The 23,557-nt window shown below is 70.1% G+C and carries 17 protein-coding genes; 6 read left to right on the forward strand and 11 right to left on the reverse strand.

Annotated elements, in window-relative coordinates; translation table 11 throughout:
* Nucleotides 1-53: 53 nt before the first annotated feature.
* Complete coding sequence (locus tag ACIP6U_RS05955; RefSeq protein ID WP_401713567.1) at nucleotides 54-1,886, reverse strand: phosphoenolpyruvate carboxykinase (GTP); 1,833 nt, start codon at nucleotides 1,884-1,886, stop codon at nucleotides 54-56.
* Nucleotides 1,887-2,226: 340 nt separating this feature from the next.
* On the opposite strand from ACIP6U_RS05955, the gene ACIP6U_RS05960 reads away from it, so the two are divergent.
* The 3 genes from ACIP6U_RS05960 (at nucleotide 2,227) to ACIP6U_RS05970 (ending at nucleotide 5,275) form a co-directional block, all read left to right on the forward strand.
* Nucleotides 2,227-2,940, forward strand: coding sequence for a hemolysin III family protein (locus tag ACIP6U_RS05960; RefSeq protein ID WP_401713569.1), 714 nt, complete (start codon nucleotides 2,227-2,229; stop codon nucleotides 2,938-2,940).
* A gap of 155 nt (nucleotides 2,941-3,095) precedes the next feature.
* On the forward strand, nucleotides 3,096-4,646 hold the full coding sequence (locus ACIP6U_RS05965; RefSeq protein ID WP_401714401.1) for a DHA2 family efflux MFS transporter permease subunit: 1,551 nt from the start codon (nucleotides 3,096-3,098) through the stop codon (nucleotides 4,644-4,646).
* On the forward strand, nucleotides 4,643-5,275 hold the full coding sequence (locus tag ACIP6U_RS05970; RefSeq protein WP_401713571.1) for a TetR/AcrR family transcriptional regulator: 633 nt from the start codon (nucleotides 4,643-4,645) through the stop codon (nucleotides 5,273-5,275). Before ACIP6U_RS05965 ends, ACIP6U_RS05970 begins: the two co-directional genes overlap by 4 nt.
* 36 nt (nucleotides 5,276-5,311) lie before the next feature.
* Here the strand turns inward: ACIP6U_RS05970 and ACIP6U_RS05975 are convergent, their stop codons facing one another.
* The 6 genes from ACIP6U_RS05975 to ACIP6U_RS06000 all read right to left on the reverse strand — a co-directional run bounded on the left by ACIP6U_RS05975 (nucleotide 5,312) and on the right by ACIP6U_RS06000 (nucleotide 14,865).
* Nucleotides 5,312-7,765 carry a galactose oxidase-like domain-containing protein gene (locus ACIP6U_RS05975; protein WP_401713573.1) on the reverse strand — a complete coding sequence of 818 codons (2,454 nt, stop codon included), beginning with the start codon at nucleotides 7,763-7,765 and terminating at the stop codon, nucleotides 5,312-5,314.
* Entirely contained in the window at nucleotides 7,762-8,955 is a 1,194-nt protein-coding gene (locus ACIP6U_RS05980; protein ID WP_401713575.1) for a glycosyltransferase, read from the reverse strand. The genes ACIP6U_RS05975 and ACIP6U_RS05980 overlap by 4 nt, the downstream gene beginning before the upstream one ends.
* Complete coding sequence (locus ACIP6U_RS05985; protein ID WP_401713577.1) at nucleotides 8,952-10,601, reverse strand: ArnT family glycosyltransferase; 1,650 nt, start codon at nucleotides 10,599-10,601, stop codon at nucleotides 8,952-8,954. Before ACIP6U_RS05985 ends, ACIP6U_RS05980 begins: the two co-directional genes overlap by 4 nt.
* On the reverse strand, nucleotides 10,598-11,875 hold the full coding sequence (locus ACIP6U_RS05990) for a glycosyltransferase (protein ID WP_401713579.1): 1,278 nt from the start codon (nucleotides 11,873-11,875) through the stop codon (nucleotides 10,598-10,600). Before ACIP6U_RS05990 ends, ACIP6U_RS05985 begins: the two co-directional genes overlap by 4 nt.
* 191 nt (nucleotides 11,876-12,066) lie before the next feature.
* On the reverse strand, nucleotides 12,067-14,100 hold the full coding sequence (locus ACIP6U_RS05995) for a thioredoxin domain-containing protein (protein ID WP_401713581.1): 2,034 nt from the start codon (nucleotides 14,098-14,100) through the stop codon (nucleotides 12,067-12,069).
* 30 nt (nucleotides 14,101-14,130) lie between these two features.
* Nucleotides 14,131-14,865, reverse strand: a complete 735-nt coding sequence (locus ACIP6U_RS06000) for a hypothetical protein (RefSeq protein WP_401713583.1) — start codon at nucleotides 14,863-14,865, stop codon at nucleotides 14,131-14,133.
* A gap of 191 nt (nucleotides 14,866-15,056) precedes the next feature.
* On the opposite strand from ACIP6U_RS06000, the gene ACIP6U_RS06005 reads away from it, so the two are divergent.
* Nucleotides 15,057-18,257 carry a tetratricopeptide repeat protein gene (locus tag ACIP6U_RS06005; RefSeq protein WP_401713585.1) on the forward strand — a complete coding sequence of 1,067 codons (3,201 nt, stop codon included), beginning with the start codon at nucleotides 15,057-15,059 and terminating at the stop codon, nucleotides 18,255-18,257.
* Nucleotides 18,258-19,206: 949 nt separating this feature from the next.
* Here ACIP6U_RS06005 and ACIP6U_RS06010 read toward each other — a convergent pair.
* Complete coding sequence (locus tag ACIP6U_RS06010; RefSeq protein ID WP_401713586.1) at nucleotides 19,207-19,473, reverse strand: hypothetical protein; 267 nt, start codon at nucleotides 19,471-19,473, stop codon at nucleotides 19,207-19,209.
* Nucleotides 19,466-20,326 carry a mycothiol conjugate amidase Mca gene (gene mca, locus ACIP6U_RS06015; RefSeq protein ID WP_401714402.1) on the reverse strand — a complete coding sequence of 287 codons (861 nt, stop codon included), beginning with the start codon at nucleotides 20,324-20,326 and terminating at the stop codon, nucleotides 19,466-19,468. Before mca ends, ACIP6U_RS06010 begins: the two co-directional genes overlap by 8 nt.
* Nucleotides 20,327-20,454: 128 nt before the next feature.
* Between mca and ACIP6U_RS06020 the strand changes: the two genes are divergently transcribed.
* A complete protein-coding gene (locus ACIP6U_RS06020) occupies nucleotides 20,455-20,853 on the forward strand; it encodes a DUF4307 domain-containing protein (RefSeq protein WP_401713587.1) in 399 nt (132 codons plus the stop codon).
* 178 nt (nucleotides 20,854-21,031) lie between these two features.
* Nucleotides 21,032-21,532 carry a transcription elongation factor GreA gene (gene greA / locus ACIP6U_RS06025; RefSeq protein ID WP_123998068.1) on the forward strand — a complete coding sequence of 167 codons (501 nt, stop codon included), beginning with the start codon at nucleotides 21,032-21,034 and terminating at the stop codon, nucleotides 21,530-21,532.
* A gap of 66 nt (nucleotides 21,533-21,598) precedes the next feature.
* Here greA and ACIP6U_RS06030 read toward each other — a convergent pair whose 3' ends face one another.
* Together ACIP6U_RS06030 and ACIP6U_RS06035 are read right to left on the reverse strand one after the other, a co-directional pair.
* Nucleotides 21,599-22,456, reverse strand: a complete 858-nt coding sequence (locus ACIP6U_RS06030; RefSeq protein WP_401713590.1) for an ABC transporter permease — start codon at nucleotides 22,454-22,456, stop codon at nucleotides 21,599-21,601.
* Nucleotides 22,453-23,499: an ATP-binding cassette domain-containing protein gene (locus tag ACIP6U_RS06035; protein ID WP_401713592.1), complete on the reverse strand. Its 1,047-nt coding sequence runs from the start codon at nucleotides 23,497-23,499 to the stop codon at nucleotides 22,453-22,455. Before ACIP6U_RS06035 ends, ACIP6U_RS06030 begins: the two co-directional genes overlap by 4 nt.
* Between the last annotated feature and the right edge of the window lie 58 nt (nucleotides 23,500-23,557).

The following is a 23,557-nucleotide window of genomic DNA, read 5'->3' on the forward strand; positions in this document are numbered from 1 at the left end:
CGATCGCTGGTCAGGGCACCGTTGCCGGCCGCGGAGTCTTTCGGGTGCGGGACTCAGCCCAGGCGCTGCACCAGCGCGTGGTACTCGTCCCACAGTTCCTTCGGCGTGTGGTCGCCGAAGGTGTTGAGGTGGTCCGGCACGAGTGAGGCCTCCTCGCGCCAGATCTCCTTGTCGACCGTGAGCAGGAAGTCCAGGTCGGACTCGGCCAGTTCGAGGCCCTTGGTGTCGAGGGCGCCCTTGGCCGGCAGCACGCCGATCGGGGTCTCGACGCCCTCGGCGCGGCCGTCGAGGCGGTCCACGATCCACTTCAGGACCCGGCTGTTCTCGCCGAAGCCGGGCCACACGAACTTGCCCTGGTCGTTCTTGCGGAACCAGTTGACGTAGTAGATCTTCGGCAGCTTCGCCTGGTCGCGGCCCTTCGCCACATCGACCCAGTGGCCCATGTAGTCGCCCATGTTGTAGCCGCAGAACGGCAGCATGGCGAAGGGGTCGCGGCGCAGCTCGCCGACCTTGCCCTCGGCGGCCGCGGTCTTCTCGGAGGCCACGTTGGCGCCGAGGAAGACGCCGTGGTTCCAGTCGAAGGACTCGGTGACCAGCGGTACGGCGGTGGCGCGCCGGCCGCCGAAGAGGATCGCCGAGATCGGCACGCCCTTGGGGTTCTCCCACTCGGGCGCGATGATCGGGCACTGCGCGGCGGGGGTGGTGAAGCGGGCGTTGGGGTGGGCGGCGGGCGTCCCGGACTCCGGTGTCCAGGAGTTGCCCTTCCAGTCGGTGAGGTGGGCCGGGGTCTCCTCCGTCATGCCCTCCCACCAGATGTCGTTGTCGTCGGTCAACGCCACGTTGGTGAAGACCGAGTTGCCCCACAGCGTCTTCATCGCGTTGGCGTTGGTGTGCTCACCGGTGCCGGGCGCGACGCCGAAGAAGCCGGCCTCGGGGTTGATCGCGTAGAGCCGGCCGTCCTCGCCGAACCGCATCCAGGCGATGTCGTCACCGATGGTCTCGACGGTCCAGCCGGAGATGGTGGGCTCCAGCATGGCGAGGTTGGTCTTGCCGCAGGCGCTCGGGAAGGCGGCGGCGACGTACTTCGACTCGCCCTGCGGGGGCGTGAGTTTGAGGATCAGCATGTGCTCGGCGAGCCAGCCCTCGTCGCGCGCCATGACGGAGGCGATGCGCAGGGCGTAGCACTTCTTGCCCAGCAGCGCGTTGCCGCCGTAGCCGGAGCCGTAGGACCAGATCTCGCGGCTCTCGGGGAAGTGCGAGATGTACTTGGTGGAGTTGCACGGCCACGGCACGTCGGCCTCGCCCTCGGCCAGCGGCGCTCCGAGCGTGTGCACAGCACGCACGAAGAAGCCGTCCTCGCCGAGTTCGTCCAGGACGGGCTGTCCCATGCGGGTCATGGTGCGCATGGAGACGGCGACGTAGGCGGAGTCGGTGATCTCGACGCCGATCGCGGAGAGGTCGGAGCCGAGGGGGCCCATGCAGAAGGGGACGACGTACATCGTCCGGCCCTTCATGGAGCCACGGAAAACGCCCCCCTCGCCCTTCTCCCCCGAGAAGATCCGCCGCATCTCGGCGGGTGCCTTCCAGTGGTTGGTCGGGCCCGCGTCCTCTTCCTTCTCGGAGCAGATGAACGTCCGGTCCTCGACCCGCGCGACATCGGTCGGGTCGGAGGCGGCGTAGTAGGAGTTGGGGCGCTTGATCGGGTCGAGCTTCTTGAAGGTGCCCTTTTCGACGAGCTCTTCGCACAGTCGCTCGTACTCGGCTTCGGATCCGTCACACCAGACCACGCTGTCCGGCTGGGTCAGTTCGGCGATCTCGTTCACCCACGAGATCAGTTCTGGGTGCTTTGTGGGGATGACGGGGGGAGCCGCGATGTCGCGCGCCACGATTGCTCCTAAATGAGGGATTTTTTGTTGGAGGCCCCGTGGGGGCTGCGGCCCGGATGCTGCACGGCTGATCTTCAGCGCTCATCCGGTGCCGACCGCACTCATTTGATCATCCGACGCGAGTGCCCATATGTCCAGAGGGCCTCACGGATGAGCGGAGTGAGGATCGCCACGCATCGCCGTGTTTCCGAGCGTGTCTTTACGTGCACGTTGGGTTCACCTGACGGTTCTTTTGCGCGGCGGTACAGACCACCAACTCCCGTGAGACGATGGCCACTCTTGGCTGTTCCTCAGCTCCTACTGACACGTAACTTACGGGTCCGTAGGTACGATGCCGGGCATGACTGCGTCCGTCCCCGACGCGCACACGGACACGACGGCCGCCGGCCGCGTCGCCGAGGCGCTCTCCCTGCCCGACCACGTGAAGCCCAAGCTGCGCGGCTGGTTGCACCTCGGCATGTTCCCGGCCGTACTCGTCTCGGGCCTGGTACTGACCGCTCTCGCCGACTCCTCAAGAGGCCGGATCGCGTGCGGGATCTTCGCGCTGACGGCCTGCCTGCTGTTCGGCGTGAGCGCGCTGTACCACCGGGGCACCTGGAGCCCCCGCATGGACGGCATCCTGCGCAGGCTCGATCACGCCAATATCTTCCTGATCATCGCCGGCACCTACACCCCGCTGACGATGCTGCTCCTGCCTGGCGCCAAGGGGCAGGTGCTGCTGTGGGGCATCTGGGCCGCGGCGACGGCCGGCATCATCTTCCGCGTCTTCTGGGTCGGCGCCCCGCGCTGGCTCTACACCCCCTGCTATATCGCGATGGGCTGGGCGGCCGTCTTCTTCCTGCCCGACTTCATGCGCACCGGCGGCATCGCGGTCCTCGTCCTGGTGATCGTCGGCGGCCTCCTCTACAGCGCGGGCGGAGTGATCTACGGCATCAAGCGCCCGAACCCGTCCCCGCGCTGGTTCGGCTTCCACGAGGTCTTCCACTCGCTCACCGTGGCGGCCTTCCTCACGCACTACGTCGGCATCTCCCTGGTGGCGTACCAGCACGGATAGCTCCTGACGCACTCCCCTTCATGGCCACGGCTCCTCAGCCGTGGCCATTTTCCGTATGCCACGACCTGCTTCGCAGCTTCCTGACAGCAACTCCCTGTTGACATCAACCATCTTTTGAGAGCTACTCTCATTTCGTGGCTACTGTCACTCAGAACATGGGCGCGCGGCGCGACCCGCGCCGCTGGTGGGCCCTCGGCGCCCTGGTCGCGAGCATGCTCACCCTCGGCTTCGACACGACGATCCTGAACGTCGCCCTGCCGACGATGGCGGGCGACCTCGGCGCCACCACCGGCCAGCAGCAGTGGATGGCGGACTCCTACGTCATCGTCTTCGCCGCGCTGATGCTCCCCGCCGGACTGCTCGGCGACCGCTTCGGACGGCGCCGCATGCTGATCGTGGGGCTCGGCATCTTCCTCGCCGGCTCCGTGGTCGGCGTCCTGGCCAACGACGTGAACTGGGTCATCGCGGCCCGCACGGTCATGGGCATCGGCGCGGCACTGATCACCCCGCTCGCCCTGTCCGTGCTGCCCTCGCTCTTCGGCCCGGACGAGCGGACCAAGGCCGTCGGCATCATCTCCGCCGCCTCCTCGCTCGGACTGCCGCTCGGCCCGATCATCGGCGGCTGGCTGCTCAACCACTTCTGGTGGGGCTCGGTCTTCCTGGTCAACATCCCGATGGCCGCGATCGGCATCGCCGCCTGCGTCTTCCTGCTCCCCGAGACCCGCGACCCCGCCTCGCCCCGGGTCGACGCCCTCTCCACCGCGTTCACGGCGGCCGGCCTCGGCGCCCTCATCTACGCCATCATCGAGGCGCCCAGCCGCGGCTGGGGCGACCCGCTGATCGTGGGCATGCTCATCGGATCCGCGATCCTGATCGCCGCCCTGGTGCTGCGCGAACGGCGCATGGAACGCCCCATGCTCGACATGGAACTGCTCGCCCACCGCGGCTTCCTCTTCAACACCATGGCCGCGACCCTCGTGATGTTCGTCCTGTCCGGCCTGCTGTTCGTGCTGCCGCAGTACCTCCAGGCGGTGCTCGGCAACGACGCCCTGGGCACCGGCGTCCGGCTGCTGCCCATGATGGGCGGCCTGATCGTCGCGGCCCGCGCCGCGCAGCCGGTCGTCGCCCGGTTCGGCTCCCGCGCGGTGGTCACCGCGGGCCTGGTGGTCCTCGCCTTCGCCGCGTTCCTGGGCAGCCGTACGAGCGTGGACTCGGGCTACGGCTTCACCGCGCTGTGGCTGTCGATCACCGGCTTCGGCTTCGGCTTCTCGGTCGTCCCGGCGATGGACGGCGCCCTCGGCGCGCTGCCCCGCGACCGGGCCGGCAGCGGCGCCGGTCTCCTCATGACGACGCGCCAGGTCGGTGCCGCCATCGGCATCGCCCTGCTCGGCAGCCTGCTGGCGAGCACCTTCCGCGACCGCCTCGACACCACCGGGCTGTCCGCGAAGGCCGCCGACACCGCCGGGGACTCCGTGGTCGCGGCCCACATCATCGGCCGGCAGGCGGGCTCGGCCGACCTCGTGGCCTCCGCGAACAGCGCGTACGTCCACGGCATGGGCCTGGTCCTGCTGGTGTGCGGCGCCGCGGCCCTCGTCACCGCCCTGCTGGCCGCGGCCTTCCTGCCGAACACCCCGGTCACGCGCACCGGGAAGGAGGGGGACGGGACCCCGGACATGGCCACCGCGTCGGCGGATGCCGGACAATGAGCGGCATGACCGCCGCACCCTCCCCCTTCAGCCCCGCCGACCGCCCCCAGCTGGGCCTGCGCGAGCGGAAGAAGATCAAGACCCGCGAGGCGATCCGCACCGCGACGTACGCACTGGTCGAGGAGCAGGGGTACGACGCGACGACGATCGAGCAGATCGCCGAGCGCGCCGAGGTGTCGCCGTCGACCGTCTTCCGCTACTTCCCCACCAAGGAGGACATCGTCCTCACGGACGAGTTCGACCCGATCATCATGGAGGAACTGCGGGAGCGGCCCGCCGACGAGCCCTGGATGACCACCCTGCGGTACGTCATGCAGAAGGCCATCCGCCTCGGCATCAAGGAGGACCCCGAGGTGGCCCGCCTGCGGACCCACCTCATGGTCCAGGTCCCGGCGGTGCGCTCGCGGATGATGGAGAGCATGTCCGTCACCGGCAACATGCTCTGCCAGGCCATCGGCGAGCGCACCGGCCGGGACCCGGGCAGCCTGGAGGTACGGGTCTACGCCATGGCCATCATCGGCGGCCTGATGGAGACGTCCCTGTACTGGGCGGAGAACGGCCACCAGGACGAGTTCAAGGACCTGGTGGACCGCACCCTGAACGTGCTGGAGCACGGACTCACCGAGTGAGCCCGTGCTCCGGTCCGTACCGGTCCGTACCAACCGTCAGCGCTTGGTCAGCACGGTCTTCACATCACCCTTCCCGCACGCGAGGCCGTCCTTGTTGCGGTCCAGGCCCAGCGGGTCGTCCTTGCCGTTGACCTTGAGCCGGCCGTAGTCGTTCTTCTTGAGCCAACTGCACCGCGCCTCCGCGGTCTTCTTCACGGTCTTCGGGAAGGCCGTCGGCACGCACACGTTGATCGAGCCGTAGTGCCGGTCGCAGCCCGAGATGGTCACGGGGACCTTCTGCGAGGTGCGCTTCTTGCCGGGCTTCGCGACCTTGCCCTCCAGGGAGTCCGCGAAGGAGTGCACGTGCGCCGAGGCCGTGTCCTCGGAGGCGGCGCTCAGGGCCGAAGGACCCTGCAGATGCACCCACTTGGCGACCGACGGCACACCGTTGGCGTCCACCGCGAAGAGCATGTACCAACCCGGCGGCGCCACATTGGGGTTGTTCGTCACGTTCAGGTCGACGTTGTTGCCGTCCACCGACAGCGGCAGATCCACGAACCGCTGGTTGGGGTCGGAGGAGTGCGTGACCGCGGCCGGACGGATCAACTCGGCCTTGGCGATGGGCCGGTCGACCGTGATCCGCTGGGTGTCGCCGTAGGTCCACTCGGTGTCGATCACCGAAGTGATCGTCGGGCGCGTGCCCTTGAGCAGATACGGCGGCGTGTAGATCGACACGTTGTGGTTCCAGGTGCCGTTGCCCGGGTTGTCACCGGTCGACATCACCCGGCCGTCCGGCAGCAGGAACGACGACGAGTGGTAGCCGCGGGCCTGCGGGTCGGCGGCCACCGGGTCGAAGGTGTTGGTGCCGGGGTCGTAGATCGACGACTCGAAGACGGGGTTGGCCCGGTTGTGCAGCGCGCCGCCGGTCTCCAGCACCTTGCCGTCGGGCAGCAGTACGGCGGAGACGTACATCTTGCCCTGGTTGCCGGTCTCGGGCACCGGGCCGTTGCCGAGGTCGACCGTGCCCTGCGGCAGCGGCGGTCCGGCGACGTAGGACGGGCTGGCGGCCTTGAGGTCGATGACGTCGGTCAGCCGGTTGCCGTCCGGGTTGGAGTCGATGTTGCCGCCGCCGATGGTGAGGACCTTCTGGTCCTGCGCCGGCGGCAGCAGCACGCTCGCCGACTGGTCCCGCTGGTCCTTGTTCTGCAACCCCGGGACCTGCGTGACCGTGTTCGCGTTGTAGTCGTAGATCGCCGAGCCCGTGCCCGGGATGTTGTTGCCGAAGACATGGCTGCCCGAGTAGAAGAGCCGCCCGTCCTGCATCAGGATCATCGACGGGTACAGACCCCAGTACGACCAGGTCTGGTTGACCTGCCACAGCGCCAGCCACTTCTGCTCGGCGTCCGACCAGTACTCGGCGGTCACCGAGCCGGTCGAGTCCTCGCGCAGCCCGCCGAAGGAGATGACGTCACCGTTGCCGAGTTCCGTCGCCGACGGGTACCAGTGACCGTCGTTGAGGTCGTTGGTCTTGCTGTAGGTCTCGGTGACCGGATCGAAGATGTACGAGTCCTTGTAGCCCTCGTAGCCGTGCGAACCGTCCGCCGCCGGGAACGCCTGGTTGCCGCTCATCACCAGCACCCGGCCGTCCTGCAACTGGATGTGGCCGGAGCAGAACATGTCCTTCGGCGTCGGGATGACCTTGTAGGAGCCGTCCGCCGGGTTGTAGACGGCGCTGGTGAAGGTGCCCGCGTTGAACTGCTCCTCGCTGTTGCCGGAGCCCGCGATCAGCAGCACCTTGCCGTTGTTGAGGACGACGGAGTGCATCGAGCGCACCGGGTTCTGCGTGGGCAGCACGTCCCAGCGCCCGTTGGCGCACTGGTCGGCGGTGCCCGTGCAGGTGGCCGGCGGGGTGACGTCCGGGACCTGCTCCATCGTGTAGTCGTCGGTGGTCGCCGAGCCGGTGCCGTAGACCGAGACCCCCCAGGTGATCCGGTCGGTACCGGCCGGGACCTCGGGCGTACGGACCGTGGCCTGCGTCCAACTCCCCTGCATCTCCAGGGTCTTGAGGTCGGTCCAGTACTGCCAGCCGGCGGTGGTGTCGTGCCGGAAGAGGGTGACGTTGGCGTCCGGTGTCGTCGACTTGTACCAGAGCCCGAGGTCGTACTGCTTGCCCGCGCTCACCACCGGCGCGCAGTCCGTCGTCTCGGTGATCAGCGCCTTGCGGTCGCCCTCGACCCGACGCGTCAGCGACACCTTCATCGCCTTGGACCCGCTGTGCGCGTCGCTCGTGGTCTCGAAGGTGAAGTCGTTGTCGCCCCAGCCGGACTTCTCCCAGCAGTACGGCATGTCGCCGGTGCCGGCCGTCTCGAAGCCCGGGTTCTTGACGAGGTTGGCGGCCTCGGCGGACTGCGGCGAGGTGAGCAGCAGACCGGCGGTCAGGGCCCCCACCCCGACCAGTGCCGTCCTTCTTCGGTGCCTGTTGAGATTCTTGGTGAGACTCGCTCTGTTCACACGGCTCTCCTTGCTGCGGTACTCCCCCCGCGCCCCCTGCGCGGCAGATAGACCAGCGCCTCGGTCCCCACGAAGCGCAGGACGAACGTCGTCACCAGCGCCAGCGCGGTGGCGCCGAGCGCGCCCATCCCGAACCGGTGCACGAACAGCGCGATCAGCGGGATCCGCAGCACCAGGTCGGCGTTGGCGAGCAGCCCGAACCGGCCGACACGGTCCCACCAACGGCGGTGCCCACGACGGTCACGGAAGAGCAGATGCTCGATGAGTACGAAGTTCCAGGCCACGCCGAGCTGGTTGGCGAGGATCTCCGCCGGTACGTAGTGCATGCCGACCTTGGTCAGCGCCCACAGGCCGAGCAGGTTCGGTACGAAGCCGGTCGCGCCGATCAGCCCGAAGCCGATCATGCGGGCGACCGGCGAGGCGGTGCGCAGCCCGATCAGGTGGCGCAGGAAGCGGAAGCCCTCCTGCGCACTGGACTTGGACTCCCCCGCGAACCGGTCCTGGAAGACGAACGGCACCTCGGTGACCTGGCGCGGCCGGCTGCGGACCGCCAGCTCCAGCAGGATCTTGTAGCCGAGCGGCTTGAGGGCGTCCGCGGTGATGTCGCTGCGGCGGATCGCGAAGAACCCGGACATCGGGTCGCTGATCCCGCGCAGCCGGCGCGGGAAGAGGGACTTGGTCAGCCAGGTGGCCGCGCGGCTGACGGCCACCCGGTAGCTGCCGGCCAGGCCGGCCCGGCTGCCGCCCTTGATGTACCGGGAGGCGACCACGAGCCCGGCGTTGGAGCGCTCGCCGGTGGCGACCAACTCCGGTACCAGGGACGGCGGGTGCTGGCAGTCGCCGTCCATGACGACGATCCAGTCGGAGCCGGCCGCCCTGATGCCCTCGACGACCGCGCCGCCCAGGCCGCCGACCGGCTCCTCGCGGTGCAGGACGGTCACCGGGAAGGGGCAGTCCTTGGCGGCCTCGCGGATGACCTCGGGGGTGTCGTCGCTGGAGTCGTCCACGAAGACGACCTCGCACGGCAGCCGGGCGGGCACCGACTCGGTGATCTGGTGCAGGAGCTGACGGACGTTCGCGGACTCGTTGTACGTCGGCACGACGATGGTGACCGCGCCGGGCTCGGCCACCTCGGCCGCGCGTACGGCGGGATCGTTGAGTTCACCGGGGGCGGTGTATTCGTGGGTCATCGGGCACCTCCGGAGGCCGTCTGGATCTGGCGGATCTCGATGCGGTCGTCCCCGGTGCCGAACGTGGCGACCGGGGTGGAGTGTTCGATGGCGGCCTTGACGTTGGGCAGGTCCACCGCGTCGCGCCGCACGGTCGGGGAGGCGACGACGTAGTCGATGTCCTTCCAGCCGTGCGGCATCGTCCTGGTCACGGCCGGGTCGAGGTCGGCCTTGTAGAACCAGATGACGCCGAGCCCTGGCTGGTACCCCTCGTGCACCAGGTCCAGCCAGAGCGCGTCGTCGACCAGGACACGGGTGCCCTTGGGGTTCTCGACCTCGGAGGCCAGCCACTTGGAGGCGGCCCGGTAGGGGGCGTTGGCGTCGGTGGTGACGGCGGTGTGGGCGCCGTCGTACCAGCGCGGGACGACATAGGCGCCCGCGGCGACCGCGAGGACGGCCGCGAGGGCGTACCGGCCGCCGGTGACGTACCGTTTCTCCCCCTCTGCCCGCCCTCTGCGCAGCACGGCGTGGGCGACGGAGGCGGTGCCGCCGGCGAGGACCAGGGCGAGGAAGGGCAGCGCCTGGATGACGTACATCGCGGGCAGGTAGCCGTTGGGGCGCAGGGCCAGCAGGGCGAGGATGGCGACCGTCAGGGCGGGTCCCGCCAGTGAGCGGGCGGTGACCGACCAGCGCCAGGTGGCCAGCAGCAGGAGCGCGCCGGCGAGGCCACCCAGCGGCAGGATCCGGTCGTAGTAGAGCCAGGACCGGAGCACGCCGTGCGAGCCGGACGCGCTGTCCAGGATGAAGCCCGAACCCGGCCTGGTCATCTGGTACTTGACGCCGTCCCACAGGGAGACGTGTCCGCCGCCGGGTATCAGCTCGCCCTTGAGCAGGGCGAACAGGGGGTAGGCGAAGCCGATCAGGACACAGGCGGTGATGGCGCCGGTGAGGGCGAACTTGCGGGTGTCGCGGTGGCTGTGGCGCCACATCGTGAGGAACACCGCGGGCAGGATGACGAGCATCGTCTCCTTGGTGAGCACCGCGGTCGCCGCCGCGAGGCCCGCCCCGAAGTGGTGCCACAGATGACGGCTCGGGGAGGCGGCGAGGGTGAACGCCAGCAGCGTCCACATCACCGCGATGTTGTCGAGGAAGATCTCCCGTTGCAGGACCACCGAGAGCGGCGAGAGACCGAACAGGACCATGGCGAGCCCGGCGGCCCAGCGGGGCAGCGAGAGCCGGCGGGCCAGGACGTAGACCAGGACCGCGCTGACCGCGCTGACCAGCAGCATCACCACGCGCATGCTGCCGACGGTCATCGACTCGGGGCTGAGCAGCGAGGGGATCCAGGTCAGCAGCGCCAACTGGATCCAGCCGAGCGGGGGATGGTCGTACCAGTAGGTGTAGTGGGCCAGGCCCTTGCCCTGCTGGACCGCCCAGGCCTGGGCGAGGTAGGTGCCCTCGTCGTCGCTGAGCGTCGGGTAGTCGGCGATGTTCCAGCCCTGCACGACGAGGATCGCCACGAGGAGCGCGCCGCACAGGAGGAGGTCCGGTCGGGAGGAACGCAGCCGGGCCGGAAGGGGTGTTCGACGGGGCGAACCGGTTTCAGGCGCAGGCTGCCGCTGCGCGGGGACCTCGGTCGTGGTCACCGCGGGAAGGGTGGAGGTCACGCAGGGACATCCTCTCGGAGGTCACGGTTCGCTTCGGCGTGGTTCAGATGTGCGCCGACATGGCTGGTCAACTCCCAGTCGTTGCGGCCGCGTTGCTCGCGCCAGACGGCGCGGATGGCGGCCCCGGCGAGGAGGACCTGGTAGAAGGGACCGCCCACGATCAGCTTGAGGTAGTGGACGGCACGGACGCGCAGTCCGTACTGCTTGCCGAAGTCGTGCAGTCCGACGACCTCGAAGACGAAGGTGACGGCGGCGGTGACCAGCGGCAGGAAGGTGAGGAAGGCGATCCCGACGGGCACGTCGAGGAAGAGCGCGACGGCCGCGTTGAGCGGGATGATCACGCCGGAGATCGCCTGTAGGAACGGCGTCATCAGCGTGTACCGGGCGAGCAGCCGCTGCCCGAAGCCCGGCAGCTGCTTCCAGTCCTTCTTCCGGTAGACCTGGAGGAAGCCCTGGTTCCAGCGGGTGCGCTGCTTGAGCAGCGACATCAGCGAGCCCGGGGTCTCCTCCTTGGTCACCATGTCGGAGTCGTAGGCGACGACGACCTTCTTGCCGACGCTGGACAGGCGTACGCCCAGGTCGCAGTCCTCGGCGAGGCAGTTGGGGTCCCAGCCGTCGGCCTCGCGCAGCACGTCGGTGCGGACGAAGACGGTGTTCCCGCCGAGCGGGATGAACCCTTTCTGCGCGTGCAGGTGCAGTCGGGAGCGGAACCAGAAGAAGTACTCCAGGCAGTTGCGCAGGCTGTACCAGCTGGAGTGGAAGTTGATGAGCTGGACACCGCCCTGGACGACGTCCGCGCCGGTGGTGCGGAAAGCGTGGTCGACGTGCGCGAGCAGCTCCGGATGGACCTGGTCCTCGGCGTCGAAGACCCCCACGACATCGCCGCGGCAGTGCGGCAGCGCCGTGTTCATGGCCTTGGGTTTGTTCTTCTTCTCGTGGGTGTCGACGACGACACGGACGCGCGGGTCGCGTTCGGCGGCCGATGCGGCCACCTCCGTGGTCTCGGGGTCGTCGTGCCCCACGATGACGATGATCTCGAAGTCGGTGTGTGTGGACTCCAGCAGCCGCTGGATGGTGTGGTCCAGGACGGCCTGTTCGTGCCGTGCCGGGACCAGCAGCGAGAAGCTGACGTGTTCGTCGCCGTCAGGTCTGCTGAAGCGGGTGGAGGCGAGCACTTCCGGCGTACGCCAGGCATGCATCTGCCACCACAGAGTGAAGGCCGCCATCCAGAACAGGGCAAGCGAAACGACAGCGACAAAAATGGACGTGAGCAACAGATCCCCCCAGATCCCAAAACCCCCTGTCGCGACGGTGAGTCACACCCGCCGCGTCACTGTGCAGACATTAGGGGGGATCTGTGAAGTGCGCACGATCTTTCGATGAAGAGCGCGTTTCGTCACAACGGGCCCGCCCTGTGAACAATCCCCACACAGGGTCCGTGCGCACTCGTTCTGTTTCTGTCGTTTTAGCTGTTCAGTGCGGCTCGCAGGCGGTCACCATCGGTGGTCGGCGCGTCACAGGTGAAGTTACGGCAGACGTACGCGGTCGGTGCCCCGTCCACCAGCGGTCGGTCCGCCAGCAGCGGGAACTCGTCACTCTCCGGCACCCCGAGAGCGACCACGGCACCCGGCGCGGCACCCAGAAGTGCCGTGCGGTGCAAGGCCCTTGTCGCCTCGTCGTCCAGCGCGGGACCGACGATCGCGACCTCCCGCGGCCCGTCGAGGAGCGCCTCGGCGACGGCGAGGCCCCAGCCGATGAACCGGGGCACCCGCGGGCCGAGCGCCTTCACCACGCCGAGCGCCTTCTCGGCGGCGGCGCGGTGCGGCTGGGCGCCCGTCTGGGCGGCGTAGCTGAGCAGGGCGCCCGCGGCGGCGGTCCAGCCGGAGGGCGTGGCGTTGTCGGTGGGGTCCTGCGGCCGGCGGATCAACCGCTCGGCGTCCACGGCGGTGTCGTAGAGCGCGCCGCTTTCGGGGTCGGCGAAGCGGGCCAGTACGTGGTCGAGCAGGAAGCCGGCGAACTCCAGCCACACGCCCTCGCCCGTGACGGACGCGAGCGCGAGGAAGCCCTCGGCGACGTCGGCGTAGTCCTCGAGCACGCCCGCGTTGGCGCCGACCTGGCCGTCCTTGCTGGTCCGGGCGAGCCGGGCCTGCTCGTCCAGGTGCAGGCGGACCAGGAGATCGGCGGCGCCGACCGCGGCCTCGACCAGGTCGGGGCGGTCGAAGTAGGCGCCGGTCTCGGCCAGCGCGGCGATCGCGAGGCCGTTCCAGGCGGCGACGACCTTGTCGTCCCGGCCGGGGGCGGGCCGCTCGGCCCGGGCGTCCAGCAGCCGCCGCTTGACCGACTCGACCTTCCCGGCCTCGAACACGCCCTCCTGCTGCGGCAGTTGAAGCACCGAGGAGCCGTGCTCGAAGGTGCCCTCGTCGGTGACGCCGAAGTACTGCGCGGCGAGTTCGGCGTCCTCGGCGCCGAGGACGGCCGTCAACTGCCGTGGCGTCCACGCGTAGTACGCGCCCTCGACGTGCCGCCCGCTCCCGTCGTCGCTGTCGGCGTCCAGCGCGGAGGCGAACCCGCCCTCGTTCGTGCGCAGTTCACGGACCATGAAGTCGGCGGTCTCCAGGGCGACCCGGCGGGCCAGCTCGGAGCCGGTGGAGCGCCACAGGTGCGCGTAGACGCGGCACAGCAGGGCGTTGTCGTACAGCATCTTCTCGAAGTGCGGCACCACCCAGTCGCGGTCGACGGAGTACCGCGCGAACCCGCCGCCGAGCTGGTCGTAGATCCCGCCCCGGGCCATCCGCTCGCAGGTGTCCTGGGCCATCTGGAGCGCGCCCTCGGCGCCGGTGCGCGCGTGATGCCTGAGCAGGAACTCGACGACCATGGACGGCGGGAACTTGGGCGCCCCGCCGAATCCGCCGCGCTGCGCGTCGTACTCACGGGTGAGCCCGAGCAGCGCACCGGCCAGCTCCTCCTCGCCCGGTGCCTGCGAGTCCCCGTAGGAGATCTCCCGTCCGGCGAGGTCCCGCACGATCTTCCCGGCCACCTCGGCGACCTCGTCCCGCCGGTCGGTCCAGGCGGCCCGGACGCCCTCCAGGACCTGCCGGAAGGACGGCGAGCCCTGGCGGGGCGTGGGCGGGAAGTACGTACCGAAGTAGAAGGGTTCGCCTTCGGGGGTGAGGAAGACGGTCATGGGCCAGCCGCCCTGGCCGGTGGCGGCCTGGACGGCTTCCATGTAGACGGCGTCGACGTCGGGGCGTTCCTCGCGGTCGACCTTGACGCTGACGAAGTGCTCGTTGAGGTACTCGGCGGTCGCCCGGTCCTCGAACGACTCGTGCGCCATGACGTGACACCAGTGACAGCTCGAGTAACCGACGCTCAGCAGAACGGGTTTGCCCGCCTTGCGGGCCTCCTCGAAGGCCTCGGCCGACCACGGCCACCAGTCGACCGGGTTGTCCGCGTGCTGGAGGAGGTACGGCGACGTCTCATGGGCCAGTCGGTTCGGCATGGAGTCCATCCTGCCGCAGGACCCCCCGGGTCACGCGCCAGGCGTCTGCCAGACGGTCACGTCGAGGATTCCGCCGCCGACGCCGCCGTCCGGCATGGTGACGACCTTCAGGTAGGCGATGCGGCCCTCGCCGGTCAGCAGACAGTACCGTTCGCCCCGCTTCACGGGTGACACGGTGTAGCTGCCGTTGCGGTCCACGCTCTCCAGACATGCCTCGGCCGTCGGGGCGGCACCGGTGTCGGGCAACGGAGCCAGGTTGTCCGCGCTGGCGGGGAGGTTGATCGACGGGTCGCCGTTCGCCGACCCGAAGATGAGGTCCGCGCCTTTGGCTCCCACGTTCAGCACGAGGGGGTTTTTCGGGGAGTCCAGCTCGACGTACGTCCCCGCGATGCTCTGCTCGGCCGTCACCTTGGCGGGCCCGTAGAGCTTCTGCCACTTCTCCGCGTCGGCCGCCGGCGGCGGGCTGCTCTGCGTCTTGCCGCCGCCCTGTCCCGCACCGGCACCACTGGACCGCACGGAGGCGGAGGGCCCCGACTGCACGTTCCGGTCGCCGTCGTCGTCCGACGAGTTCGGCCGGCCCACCATGATCGTGATGAGGATGCCCACGACCGGGATGACGATCCCGACCACCCACCACGCCCAGCGCGGCGGGTGCGAGGGCGGTGGTCCCTGCGGCGGGACCGGGTACGGGTTCGGTGGACCCAGGTACGGGCTCGGCGGTGGACCCGCCGGTGGGTTCGGCGACGCCCCGTTGTCCGCGCTCATGTGCTCCCCGTCTTCCGTGTCGTGCGTGTCGTCCGTGCGATGTCGGCGATCACGATAACCACTCAGCGGGTACACAGAACGAATTCACAAACCCTCCACGGCGATTCGCGGACCGCCCGCCCTCTCGCCCCCGGGCCCCGTCCGCAGCACACTTGACCAAGAAAGCCGTTGCCGTCGGAGGGGGACTTGACATGCGGGACAGCCATCGGGCCGACGCCGAACGGCTGTTGGCCCGGGCCGTCGAGGAAGAGGTACGGCGCTCCGGCGGCCGTACCGACGGCAGCGTGCTGCTGTCGCGCTCGCGTGGCGCGCTCGACGCGATGGCGGAGACCGCCGCCGAGGAGTACGGGGCCTACACCCGCGCGCTGGAGGAGGCGGCGGCCGGCAGGCTCACCTTCGGCCAGCGGTACGCGCGTGAAGGCGCCGGAACTCCCTTGCTGGTGGCGGCCGTTGCCGCGGTCGCGGCGGCCGTCGCCGACCTGGCGCTCGGTACGGGCACGGGGACCGCGCTGGGCGCGGGCGTGACCGTCGGCGTGGTGGGCGCCGCCGCGACCGTGGTGAAGGTCGCCGGTTCCCATCTGCCGGCCGCGCACCACCGCGCCGGCGCCGAGAGCCAGCCCGGCGGGCCCGAACAGCTGCGGCTGCAGTGGCTGACCGCGCTGGAGGTGCGCGGCATCCGCCCGTTCCTCGACCAGCAGCGTGTGCTCGCCGCGTCCACCGGTCCGAAGAAGAAGCCAGGGCCGCAACTGCGCGGCACCGACAAGAGCGCGGCGGCCCGCGGGCGCAGTGTGCTCGCCCAGTCCTTCGCCCAACTCCCCGATCCCTCAGGCGTGTTCGCAGGCCGCCGGACGGAGATGGGGCGGATCCGGCAGTGGGTGCAGGCCTCGCGCGCGAGCACCGAGACCCTGCCGACGGTGGTGGTGCTGCACGGGACGCCCGGCAGCGGACGTACAACGCTCGCGGTGCGCGCCACCCACGACCTCAAGGACTACTTCCGCGGCGCCTGCGTCGTCGACCTGCGCGGCGGCGGCCAGGAGCAGCCGCTGCCCACCCGGGACGCCCTGCTGCACCTGCTGAACCGGCTCGGCGCACCGCGCGAACAGCTGCTGTTCCGCGAGCGCTCCTCCCCCGACCAGCAGGTCAAGCGGCTGAGCGAGCTGTACCACCAGCACCTGACCGGCACCGCGGTGACGATCGTCCTGGACGACGCCTCGGACCTGGAGCAGGTCCGCACCCTCGTCCCCGAACGCTCCGACAGTCTGGTCCTGGTCACCACCGAGCACCCCATGGAGCTGCCCGCCGACCTGCCGGCCCGCGTGCACCAACTGCCGGTCCAGGCACTGGACCCGGCCGGCGCGGAGGAGCTGCTGGAGTCGGCGGCGCAGGACAGTTCGGGTCCCTACGACGCCGAATCGGCCGACCTGATCAGGGAGTTGTGCGGCGGGCTGCCGCTGGCGCTGAGCGTCGCGGGCTCATCGCTCGGACCGCGCTCACCGCGCCAACTCGCCACGGATCTCGGGGCGTACGGCCCCGTCGAACCGGTCGAGCGGGTGCTGTGGCTGCGCTACACCGACCAGTCCGAGCCCGCCCGCCGGCTGCTGCGCCGCCTCGCGCTGGCCGGCCGCGCCTCGCTCGGCGCCGCCGCCGCGGCCTCGCTCCTGGCGACGGACCAGGCGGAGGCGAAACGTCACTTGACCGCGCTCTCCCGCGCCGGCCTGATCGACCATGTGCGCGGCGACCGCTACCGCCTGCACGACCTCGTCCGCGCCTTCGCCCACGCCCGCCTCCTGGACGAGGAGGAGCAGGCGGAGCGTACGGCCGCGCAGGAACGGTTGATCGTGAGCTACGCGGAACTCGCGGACTCGGTGCTGCGTCTGGTCGACGGCAACATGTCGACCCGCTCGGACCGCTTCAGCCCGCACGGCTTCACGTCCCTGGACGAGGCGCTGCGCTGGCTGGACGACGAGTCGAGCTTCATCACCTCGACGCTGCGGCACGCGGAGGGCGTGGACCAGGGGGCGGTGCTGAACCTGCTCGGCGCCCTGTGCGACTACTGCCTGCTGCGCGGCGACCTCTACCGCCTGGGCGAGATCAGCGACCTGGCGCAGGCCGTGGACCAGGGCCTGCTGGTGCGCTCGGTGCAGTGGCGCACGGGCATCGCGGCCCGTCAGCTCGGCGAGCTGGACAAGGCCCGCACCACCCTCGCCTCCGTCGTCGACCTCTACCGGGAGGCCCACCACGACGCGGGCGCGGCCCGCGCCCTGTGCTCGCTCGGCATCACCCTGCACCACCAGGGCAACCTCACCGAGGCCGCCGCCAGACTCCGTGAGGCACTCGCCCTCCAGGCACCTCCCGAACTGGCCACGGACCGGGCCTGGACGATGCACGCGCTGGCGGCGGTGGAACGCGACCGCGGCCAGGTCGCCGAGGCGGTACGGCTGCTGACCGAGTCCCTGGTCCTGCACCGCGCCGGCGAGTCCGTGCACGGCGAGGCCTGGGCCCACTTCCAGCTCGGCCAACTCGCCCTGCGCATGGGCGACGTACCGCGCGCGGAGACCGAACTGCACGCGGCCCTGGACCGGTACGGCCGCACCCGCGACGCCCGCGGCGAGGCCTGGGCGCTGACCCAGCTGGCCCGGGCCCGGCTGGTCGACGGCGACCCGTCGCCCGCGGTGGAGGGCCTGCGCCAGGCGGCCGCCCGGCACCGCGACAACGAGGACGCGCGCGGCGAGGCCTGGACCGTCTACTACCTGGGCCAGGCCCTGGAGGAGACCGGCGACCTGGACCGGGCGGTGCGTGAACTGGAGCGCTCGCGCACGATGTTCTCCCGGATGCGTGACGTCTACGGCCTGGCCTGCGCCCGCCACCACTCGGCCCGCGTCACCCGCGACCAACGGGCCGCCCAGACCGGTTCGTTGCGCAACTCCGGCTTCGCCCGGCAGCTCCTGGTCGACGCCCGCGCCGACTTCCAGCGCATCGGCGTCACCCACGGCGAGGCCTGGACCTGCCTGGAACTGGTCGTCGTGGACGCCGGCAACAACCGCACCCAGCAGGCCCTGGCCCTGTGCGACGAGGCGATCGCCCTGTTCACCTCGTACGGCGACCGCCGCGGCGAGGACTGGGCCCGCTTCCTGCGCTGCACCCTGCTCCCGTACGCGGCCCCCGGCGGCGTCGACGTCGGCACGGCGGTCGCCCAGGAGGACCTGGCCCAGCTCTCCCGCACCGGCCACCCCCTGCGCGACGAAAAGCTGGACGACTACGTCGACACGTACCAACTCCTCCTGGAGCGAGGCATCAGCCTGGAAACGGGCTGGCAGGCCTGGCGGTTGGGGATGGTACCGAGCCGGCACGCACGGGAGGCCATGGGCGTGGCGGTGACGGCGACGACGTGACGGTCACCCGAGGTGGCGCGGTGACAGTCGCCCGGGGCGGAGAGGTGACGGCCGCCCGGGGCGCCGAGGTGACAGCCGCCCGGAGCACCGACGTGGCGACCGCCGGGGCAGAAAGGTGAGAGCCGCCCGGGGCGGAGACGCGATGGCTACCGGAGGCGGAGAGGTGACAGTCGCCCGGGGCAGAGAAGTGACGGCTGCTGGGGCGGCGACGTGACGGCCGCCCGGGGCGTCGAGGTGACGGCCGCCCGGAGCGCCGACGTGACGGCCGCCGGGCGGAGAGGTGACAGACGCCCGGAGCGGAGACGCGACGGCTGCCGGAGGTGGCGAGGCGACAGCCGCCAGGAGCGCCGACATGGCGACCGCCGGGCGGAGAGGTGACAGACGCCCGGAGCGGAGACGCGACGGCCGCCCGGGGCGCCGAGGTGACGGCCGCCCGGAGCGCCGACGTGGCGACCGCCGGGGCGGAAAGGTGAGAGCCGCCCGGGGCGGAGATGCGACGGCTGCCCGGAGCGCCGACGTGGCGACCGCCGGGGCGGAGAGGTGACAGCCGCCCGGAGCGGAGACGCGACGGCTGCCGGAGGCGGAGAGGCGACAGCCGCCCGGGGGCAGGAGAGGTGACGGCTGCCGGAGGCGGAGAGGCGACAGCCGCCCGGGGGCAGGAGAGGTGACGGCAGTCAGGGGCTGACCGGGGCGGGCGGGCGCCGGACGGCGGCGCGGGTGATGCCCCGCGGTCAACTGCGGGGCGCAACCGGCGGTTCCGGGCGACGGCGGGGCACCACGGATGGTGCCGGGCGACGGCGGGCCTGCCCCTGCTCGCCCGGTCCGCCCAACCCGGTGCCGCCGTCGCCGTCGTGGGCGAGGCAGGGACAGTCGGGGCGCCAGGGATTTCACCGGTCCCGCCCCTGTCCCGCACCGCCGTCCGCCCGGCAGGGCCGTCGCTCCGCGGCGGCTACGCCTTGTCCGACGTCTTCCCGGCCGGCGAGGCCTCGGCCGTGGTCGGGTCCGCCTCCTCGCCGGAGGCGGACGCTGACGTCTCCTTGAAGTCGACCTTGCCCATGTGCTTGCTCATCGACTTCATCAGGGCCCACACCGCCAGGGCCATCACCGCGAAGACGACGAAGCCGAGGACACCGGGGGTGACCTTGTTCTCGTCCACCTCGGCGAGGGGGACGAGGTGTGTCATTGCCAGGCTCACGCTTGCGCTCATGTCAGGCATTGTCGCGGATGCCCGCGAAGAGGTCGTCCTCGGGGAGGGAGGTGTCCACGAGCGACTTCGCCAGCTCGTACTCCTCCGTCGGCCAGACCTCCCGCTGAAGCTCCAGCGGCACCCGGAACCAACCGCCGTCGGGGTCGATCTGAGTGGCGTGCGCGAGCAGCGCCTTGTCCCGGATCTCGAAGAAGTCGGCGCAGGGAACGTGCGTGGTCAGCGTGCGCTCCGTCCGCTCGAACTCGCTCCAGCGCTTGAGCCAGTCCTCGTACGGCGACTCCAGGCCGCGCGCCAGCAGCGCGTTGTGCAGCGCCTCGGTGCGCGGACGGTTGAAGCCCTGGTTGTAGTACAGCTTCCGCGGCTGATACGCCGGACCGAACTCCGACTCCGGGTACGTCTCGGTGTCCGCCGCGCCCTCGAACGCCACCATCGAGATCTTGTGGGTCATGATGTGGTCGGGGTGCGGGTACCCGCCGTTCTCGTCGTACGTGGTGATCACCTGCGGACGGAACGCGCGGATCTTCCGCACCAGCTCCCCGGCCGCCTTGTCGACGTCCTCCAGGGCGAAGCAGCCCTCGGGCAGCGGCGGCAGCGGGTCGCCCTCGGGCAGGCCGGAGTCGATGAACCCGAGCCACTCCTGCTTGACGCCGAGGATCTCGCGGGCCTCGTCCATCTCCTTCTTGCGTACCTCGTGGATGTGCTCCTCGATGTACTTGTCGCCCTGCAGCTTCGGATTGAGGATGGAGCCGCGCTCCCCACCGGTGCAGGTCACGACCAGCACGTCCACCCCCTCGGACACGTACTTCGCCATGGTGGCCGCGCCCTTGCTCGACTCGTCGTCGGGGTGGGCGTGCACGGCCATCAGTCGCAGCTGGTCAGTCAAGACTCAATCCTTGGTCAGTCGGCGCCCCCGGTGTCTTCGGGCGCGATCGGCGGCTTCTATAGTGACCGAATCGGAGGGCGAATAATTCCGGTGCCGAGAGGACGATCATGAGTACGGCGAGTACGCGACTGCCCGAGGGCCGCTACGGCCGCTCCTCGGACGAGCGCGCCGACCACAAGCTCAAGATCGCAGGGGCCGTGCTGGGCGCCCTGCTGCTCGCCCTGATCGGCTACTTCGCCTACCACTACGTCGCCGAGAGCGAGATCAGCGGCGAGGTGATCGCCTTCGACGCGGGCGCCGACTCGGTGCAGGTGCACCTGGAGGTCCGCAAGGACGCCGACGCCACCGGTTACTGCACGATCCGCTCGCAGGCGGCGAACGGCGCCGAGGTGGGCCGGGCCGATTTCCGCTTCACCGGCCACGCCACCCGGATCGACAAGGTCGTCACGCTCCGCACGACCTCACGGGGCACCACGGCCGAGCTGCTGGGCTGTCACCCGAGCTGACGCCACCCGGCATCACTCTGAATACGTACCGCCTGACCTGCGTTGACGTGATTCTGATGGTTTATGTCCTCCCCCTTGCGCCGCTGAATTGTTAGGCTCGTGGTTTCGCCCTTCCATGAAGGAACATTCTTCTGGGTAGGGCGATGCTTTGTATTCCCAGTACCTACGAGGAGCACCTGTGACCCAGACCAGCGAAGACGTCACCTGGCTCACGCAGGAGGCGTACACCAAGCTCAAGGACGAGCTGGAGTACCTGTCTGGTCCCGCGCGCGCCGAGATCACCGTGAAGATCGCGGCCGCTCGCGAGGAGGGCGACCTGCGCGAGAACGGCGGGTACCACGCGGCCAAGGAGGAGCAGGGCAAGCAGGAGCTCCGCATCCGCCAGCTGACCCAGCTTCTGGAGAAGGCCAAGGTCGGCGAGGCCCCGGCGTCCGCGGACGGCGCGGTCGCGCCCGGCATGGTCGTGACGATCGCCTTCGACGGTGACGAGGACGACACCACGACGTTCCTGCTCGCCTCGCGCGAGTACGCGAGCTCGGACGTCGAGACCTACTCGCCGCAGTCCCCGCTGGGCTCCGGCGTGATCGGCCACAAGGTGGGCGAGGTCGCGCAGTACGAGCTGCCCAACGGCAAGATGGCCTCGGTGACCATCCTCAAGGCCGAGCCGTACAACGGCTGACCCGGCCGACCCGCCCTTGCCATCAGCGGACGAGCCCCCGGCGTCCCCGCGACGCCGGGGGCACTGTCATGCGGTCGCCGAACGGTACTTGCGTACCGCGAGGGTCCGGAAGATCACGATGATCACGGCCGAGTAGATCAGCGAGGCCCAGACCGGGTGCACCATGGGCCAGGCGTCCGACGGGGACTGGCCCGGGTTCGCGAACAGCACCCGGCTGGCCTGGACGGTGGCGCTGAAAGGGTTCCACTCGGCGACATGGCGCAACCACGGGGTCATGTTGCTGGTGTCCACGAACGCGTTCGAGATGAACGTCACCGGGAAGAGCCAGATCAGTCCGCCGGAGGTGGCGGCCTCGGGGGTGCGCACGGACAGGCCGATCAGGGCGCCGATCCAGGTGAACGCGTATCCGAGCAGGAGCAGCAGACCGAAGGCGCCGAGCACCTTGCCGGCGTTCGTGCCGCCGTCCGAGCCCACCCGCCAGCCGACCAGGAGCGCGACGACGGCGAGGACGAGCAGGGTCAGCGCCGTCTGCACCAGGTCGGCGAGCGTGCGCCCGGTGAGCACCGCGCCGCGCGCCATGGGCAGCGAGCGGAAGCGGTCGATGAGCCCCTTGTGCATGTCGTCGGCGATGCCCGCGCCGGAGCTGGCGGTGGCGAAGGTGACGGTCTGCGCGAAGATGCCCGCCATCAGGAAGTTCTTGTAGTCGGTGGCGCTGGTGCTGCCGCCGATCTGCATGGAACCGCCGAAGACGTAGGTGAACAGCACCACGAACATGATGGGCTGAATCAGCCCGAAAATTACCATTTCGGGAATTCTGGACATGCGGATCAGGTTCCGCTTGGCCATGACCAGCGAGTCGCGGACCGACTGGCCGAGCGGGTTGCTGGGAGCCGCGATCGGGGCGGCTTCGGTGACGGCGCTCACTGGTCGGTCTCCTTCTGCGGGCTGCTCTGCCGGCTGGGGTCCTTGGGGTCGGCCTGCTTGCGGCCCTTGGCGTCCGCCGTCGCGCCGTTCTCCTCGTCCTCGACCTCGGCCGCGTGGCCCGTCAGGGAGAGGAAGACGTCGTCGAGGGTGGGCCGGCGCAGTCCGATGTCGTCGATCTCGATGCCCCGCACGTCCAGCTCGCGGATGACCTCGGCGAGCAGCTTCGCGCCGCCGGTGACGGGCACGGTGAGCTTGCGGGTGTGGTCCTCGACGGTGACGTCGCCCTTGCCGAAGCCGGTCAGGACCTCGCGCGCGGTGGGGATGTGGTCGCGCTCGTGCACGACGACCTCGACGCGCTCGCCGCCGGTGCGGGCCTTGAGCTGGTCGGAGGTGCCGCGGGCGATCACGCGGCCGTGGTCGACGACCGCGATGTCGTGCGCGAGGTGGTCGGCCTCTTCCAGGTACTGGGTGGTCAGCAGCAGGGTCGTACCGCCGGAGACGAGCTGCTTGATGACCTCCCACAGCATCTGCCGGTTGCGCGGGTCGAGGCCGGTGGTCGGCTCGTCCATGAACATCACGGGCGGCGAGAGGACCAGGGCCGCCGCGAGGTCGAGCCGGCGGCGCATTCCGCCGGAGTAGGTCTTCGCGGTGCGGTCCGCCGCGTCCGTGAGGCCGAACTGTTCGAGCAGCTGGTCGGCCCGGGCCTTCGCGGCCTTGCTCTTCATCTGGTAGAGCTGACCGACCATCTGGAGGTTCTCACGGCCGGTCAGGTACTCGTCGACCGCGGCGAACTGGCCGGACAGGCCGATGGAGCGCCGTACCTCGTTGGGTTGCTTGAGCACGTCGAGCCCGGCGACGACGGCCTTGCCGCTGTCGGGGCGCAGCAGGGTGGTCAGGCAGCGGACCGTCGTCGTCTTGCCCGCGCCGTTGGGCCCGAGCAGGCCGAGGACCGTGCCCTCGGGGACATCGAGGTCGACGCCGTCCAGTGCCTTTACGTCTCCGAAGGTCTTGACCAGGCCTTCGGCATAGATGGCGCCTGGCATATCAGTCTCCACGTCGTCGGGGATTCTTCGAGAAGCCTAGTTTTGGGTTTTTCGTTCC

Source organism: Streptomyces sp. NPDC088794 (assembly GCF_044750545.1).
Classification (GTDB): domain Bacteria; phylum Actinomycetota; class Actinomycetes; order Streptomycetales; family Streptomycetaceae; genus Streptomyces.

Coding starts and splice junctions, on each gene's coding strand:
- ACIP6U_RS06005 (WP_401713585.1), top strand. CDS start 15,057: ATGCGGGACAGCCATCGGGCCGACGCCGAACGGCTGTTGGCCCGGGCC.
- ACIP6U_RS05965 (WP_401714401.1), top strand. CDS start 3,096: ATGGGCGCGCGGCGCGACCCGCGCCGCTGGTGGGCCCTCGGCGCCCTG.
- ACIP6U_RS05980 (WP_401713575.1), bottom strand. CDS start 8,955: ATGACCCACGAATACACCGCCCCCGGTGAACTCAACGATCCCGCCGTA.
- ACIP6U_RS06035 (WP_401713592.1), bottom strand. CDS start 23,499: ATGCCAGGCGCCATCTATGCCGAAGGCCTGGTCAAGACCTTCGGAGAC.
- mca (WP_401714402.1), bottom strand. CDS start 20,326: ATGGCCGTGCACGCCCACCCCGACGACGAGTCGAGCAAGGGCGCGGCC.
- ACIP6U_RS06020 (WP_401713587.1), top strand. CDS start 20,455: ATGAGTACGGCGAGTACGCGACTGCCCGAGGGCCGCTACGGCCGCTCC.
- ACIP6U_RS05960 (WP_401713569.1), top strand. CDS start 2,227: ATGACTGCGTCCGTCCCCGACGCGCACACGGACACGACGGCCGCCGGC.
- ACIP6U_RS05995 (WP_401713581.1), bottom strand. CDS start 14,100: ATGCCGAACCGACTGGCCCATGAGACGTCGCCGTACCTCCTCCAGCAC.
- ACIP6U_RS06000 (WP_401713583.1), bottom strand. CDS start 14,865: ATGAGCGCGGACAACGGGGCGTCGCCGAACCCACCGGCGGGTCCACCG.
- ACIP6U_RS05970 (WP_401713571.1), top strand. CDS start 4,643: ATGAGCGGCATGACCGCCGCACCCTCCCCCTTCAGCCCCGCCGACCGC.
- ACIP6U_RS06010 (WP_401713586.1), bottom strand. CDS start 19,473: ATGCCTGACATGAGCGCAAGCGTGAGCCTGGCAATGACACACCTCGTC.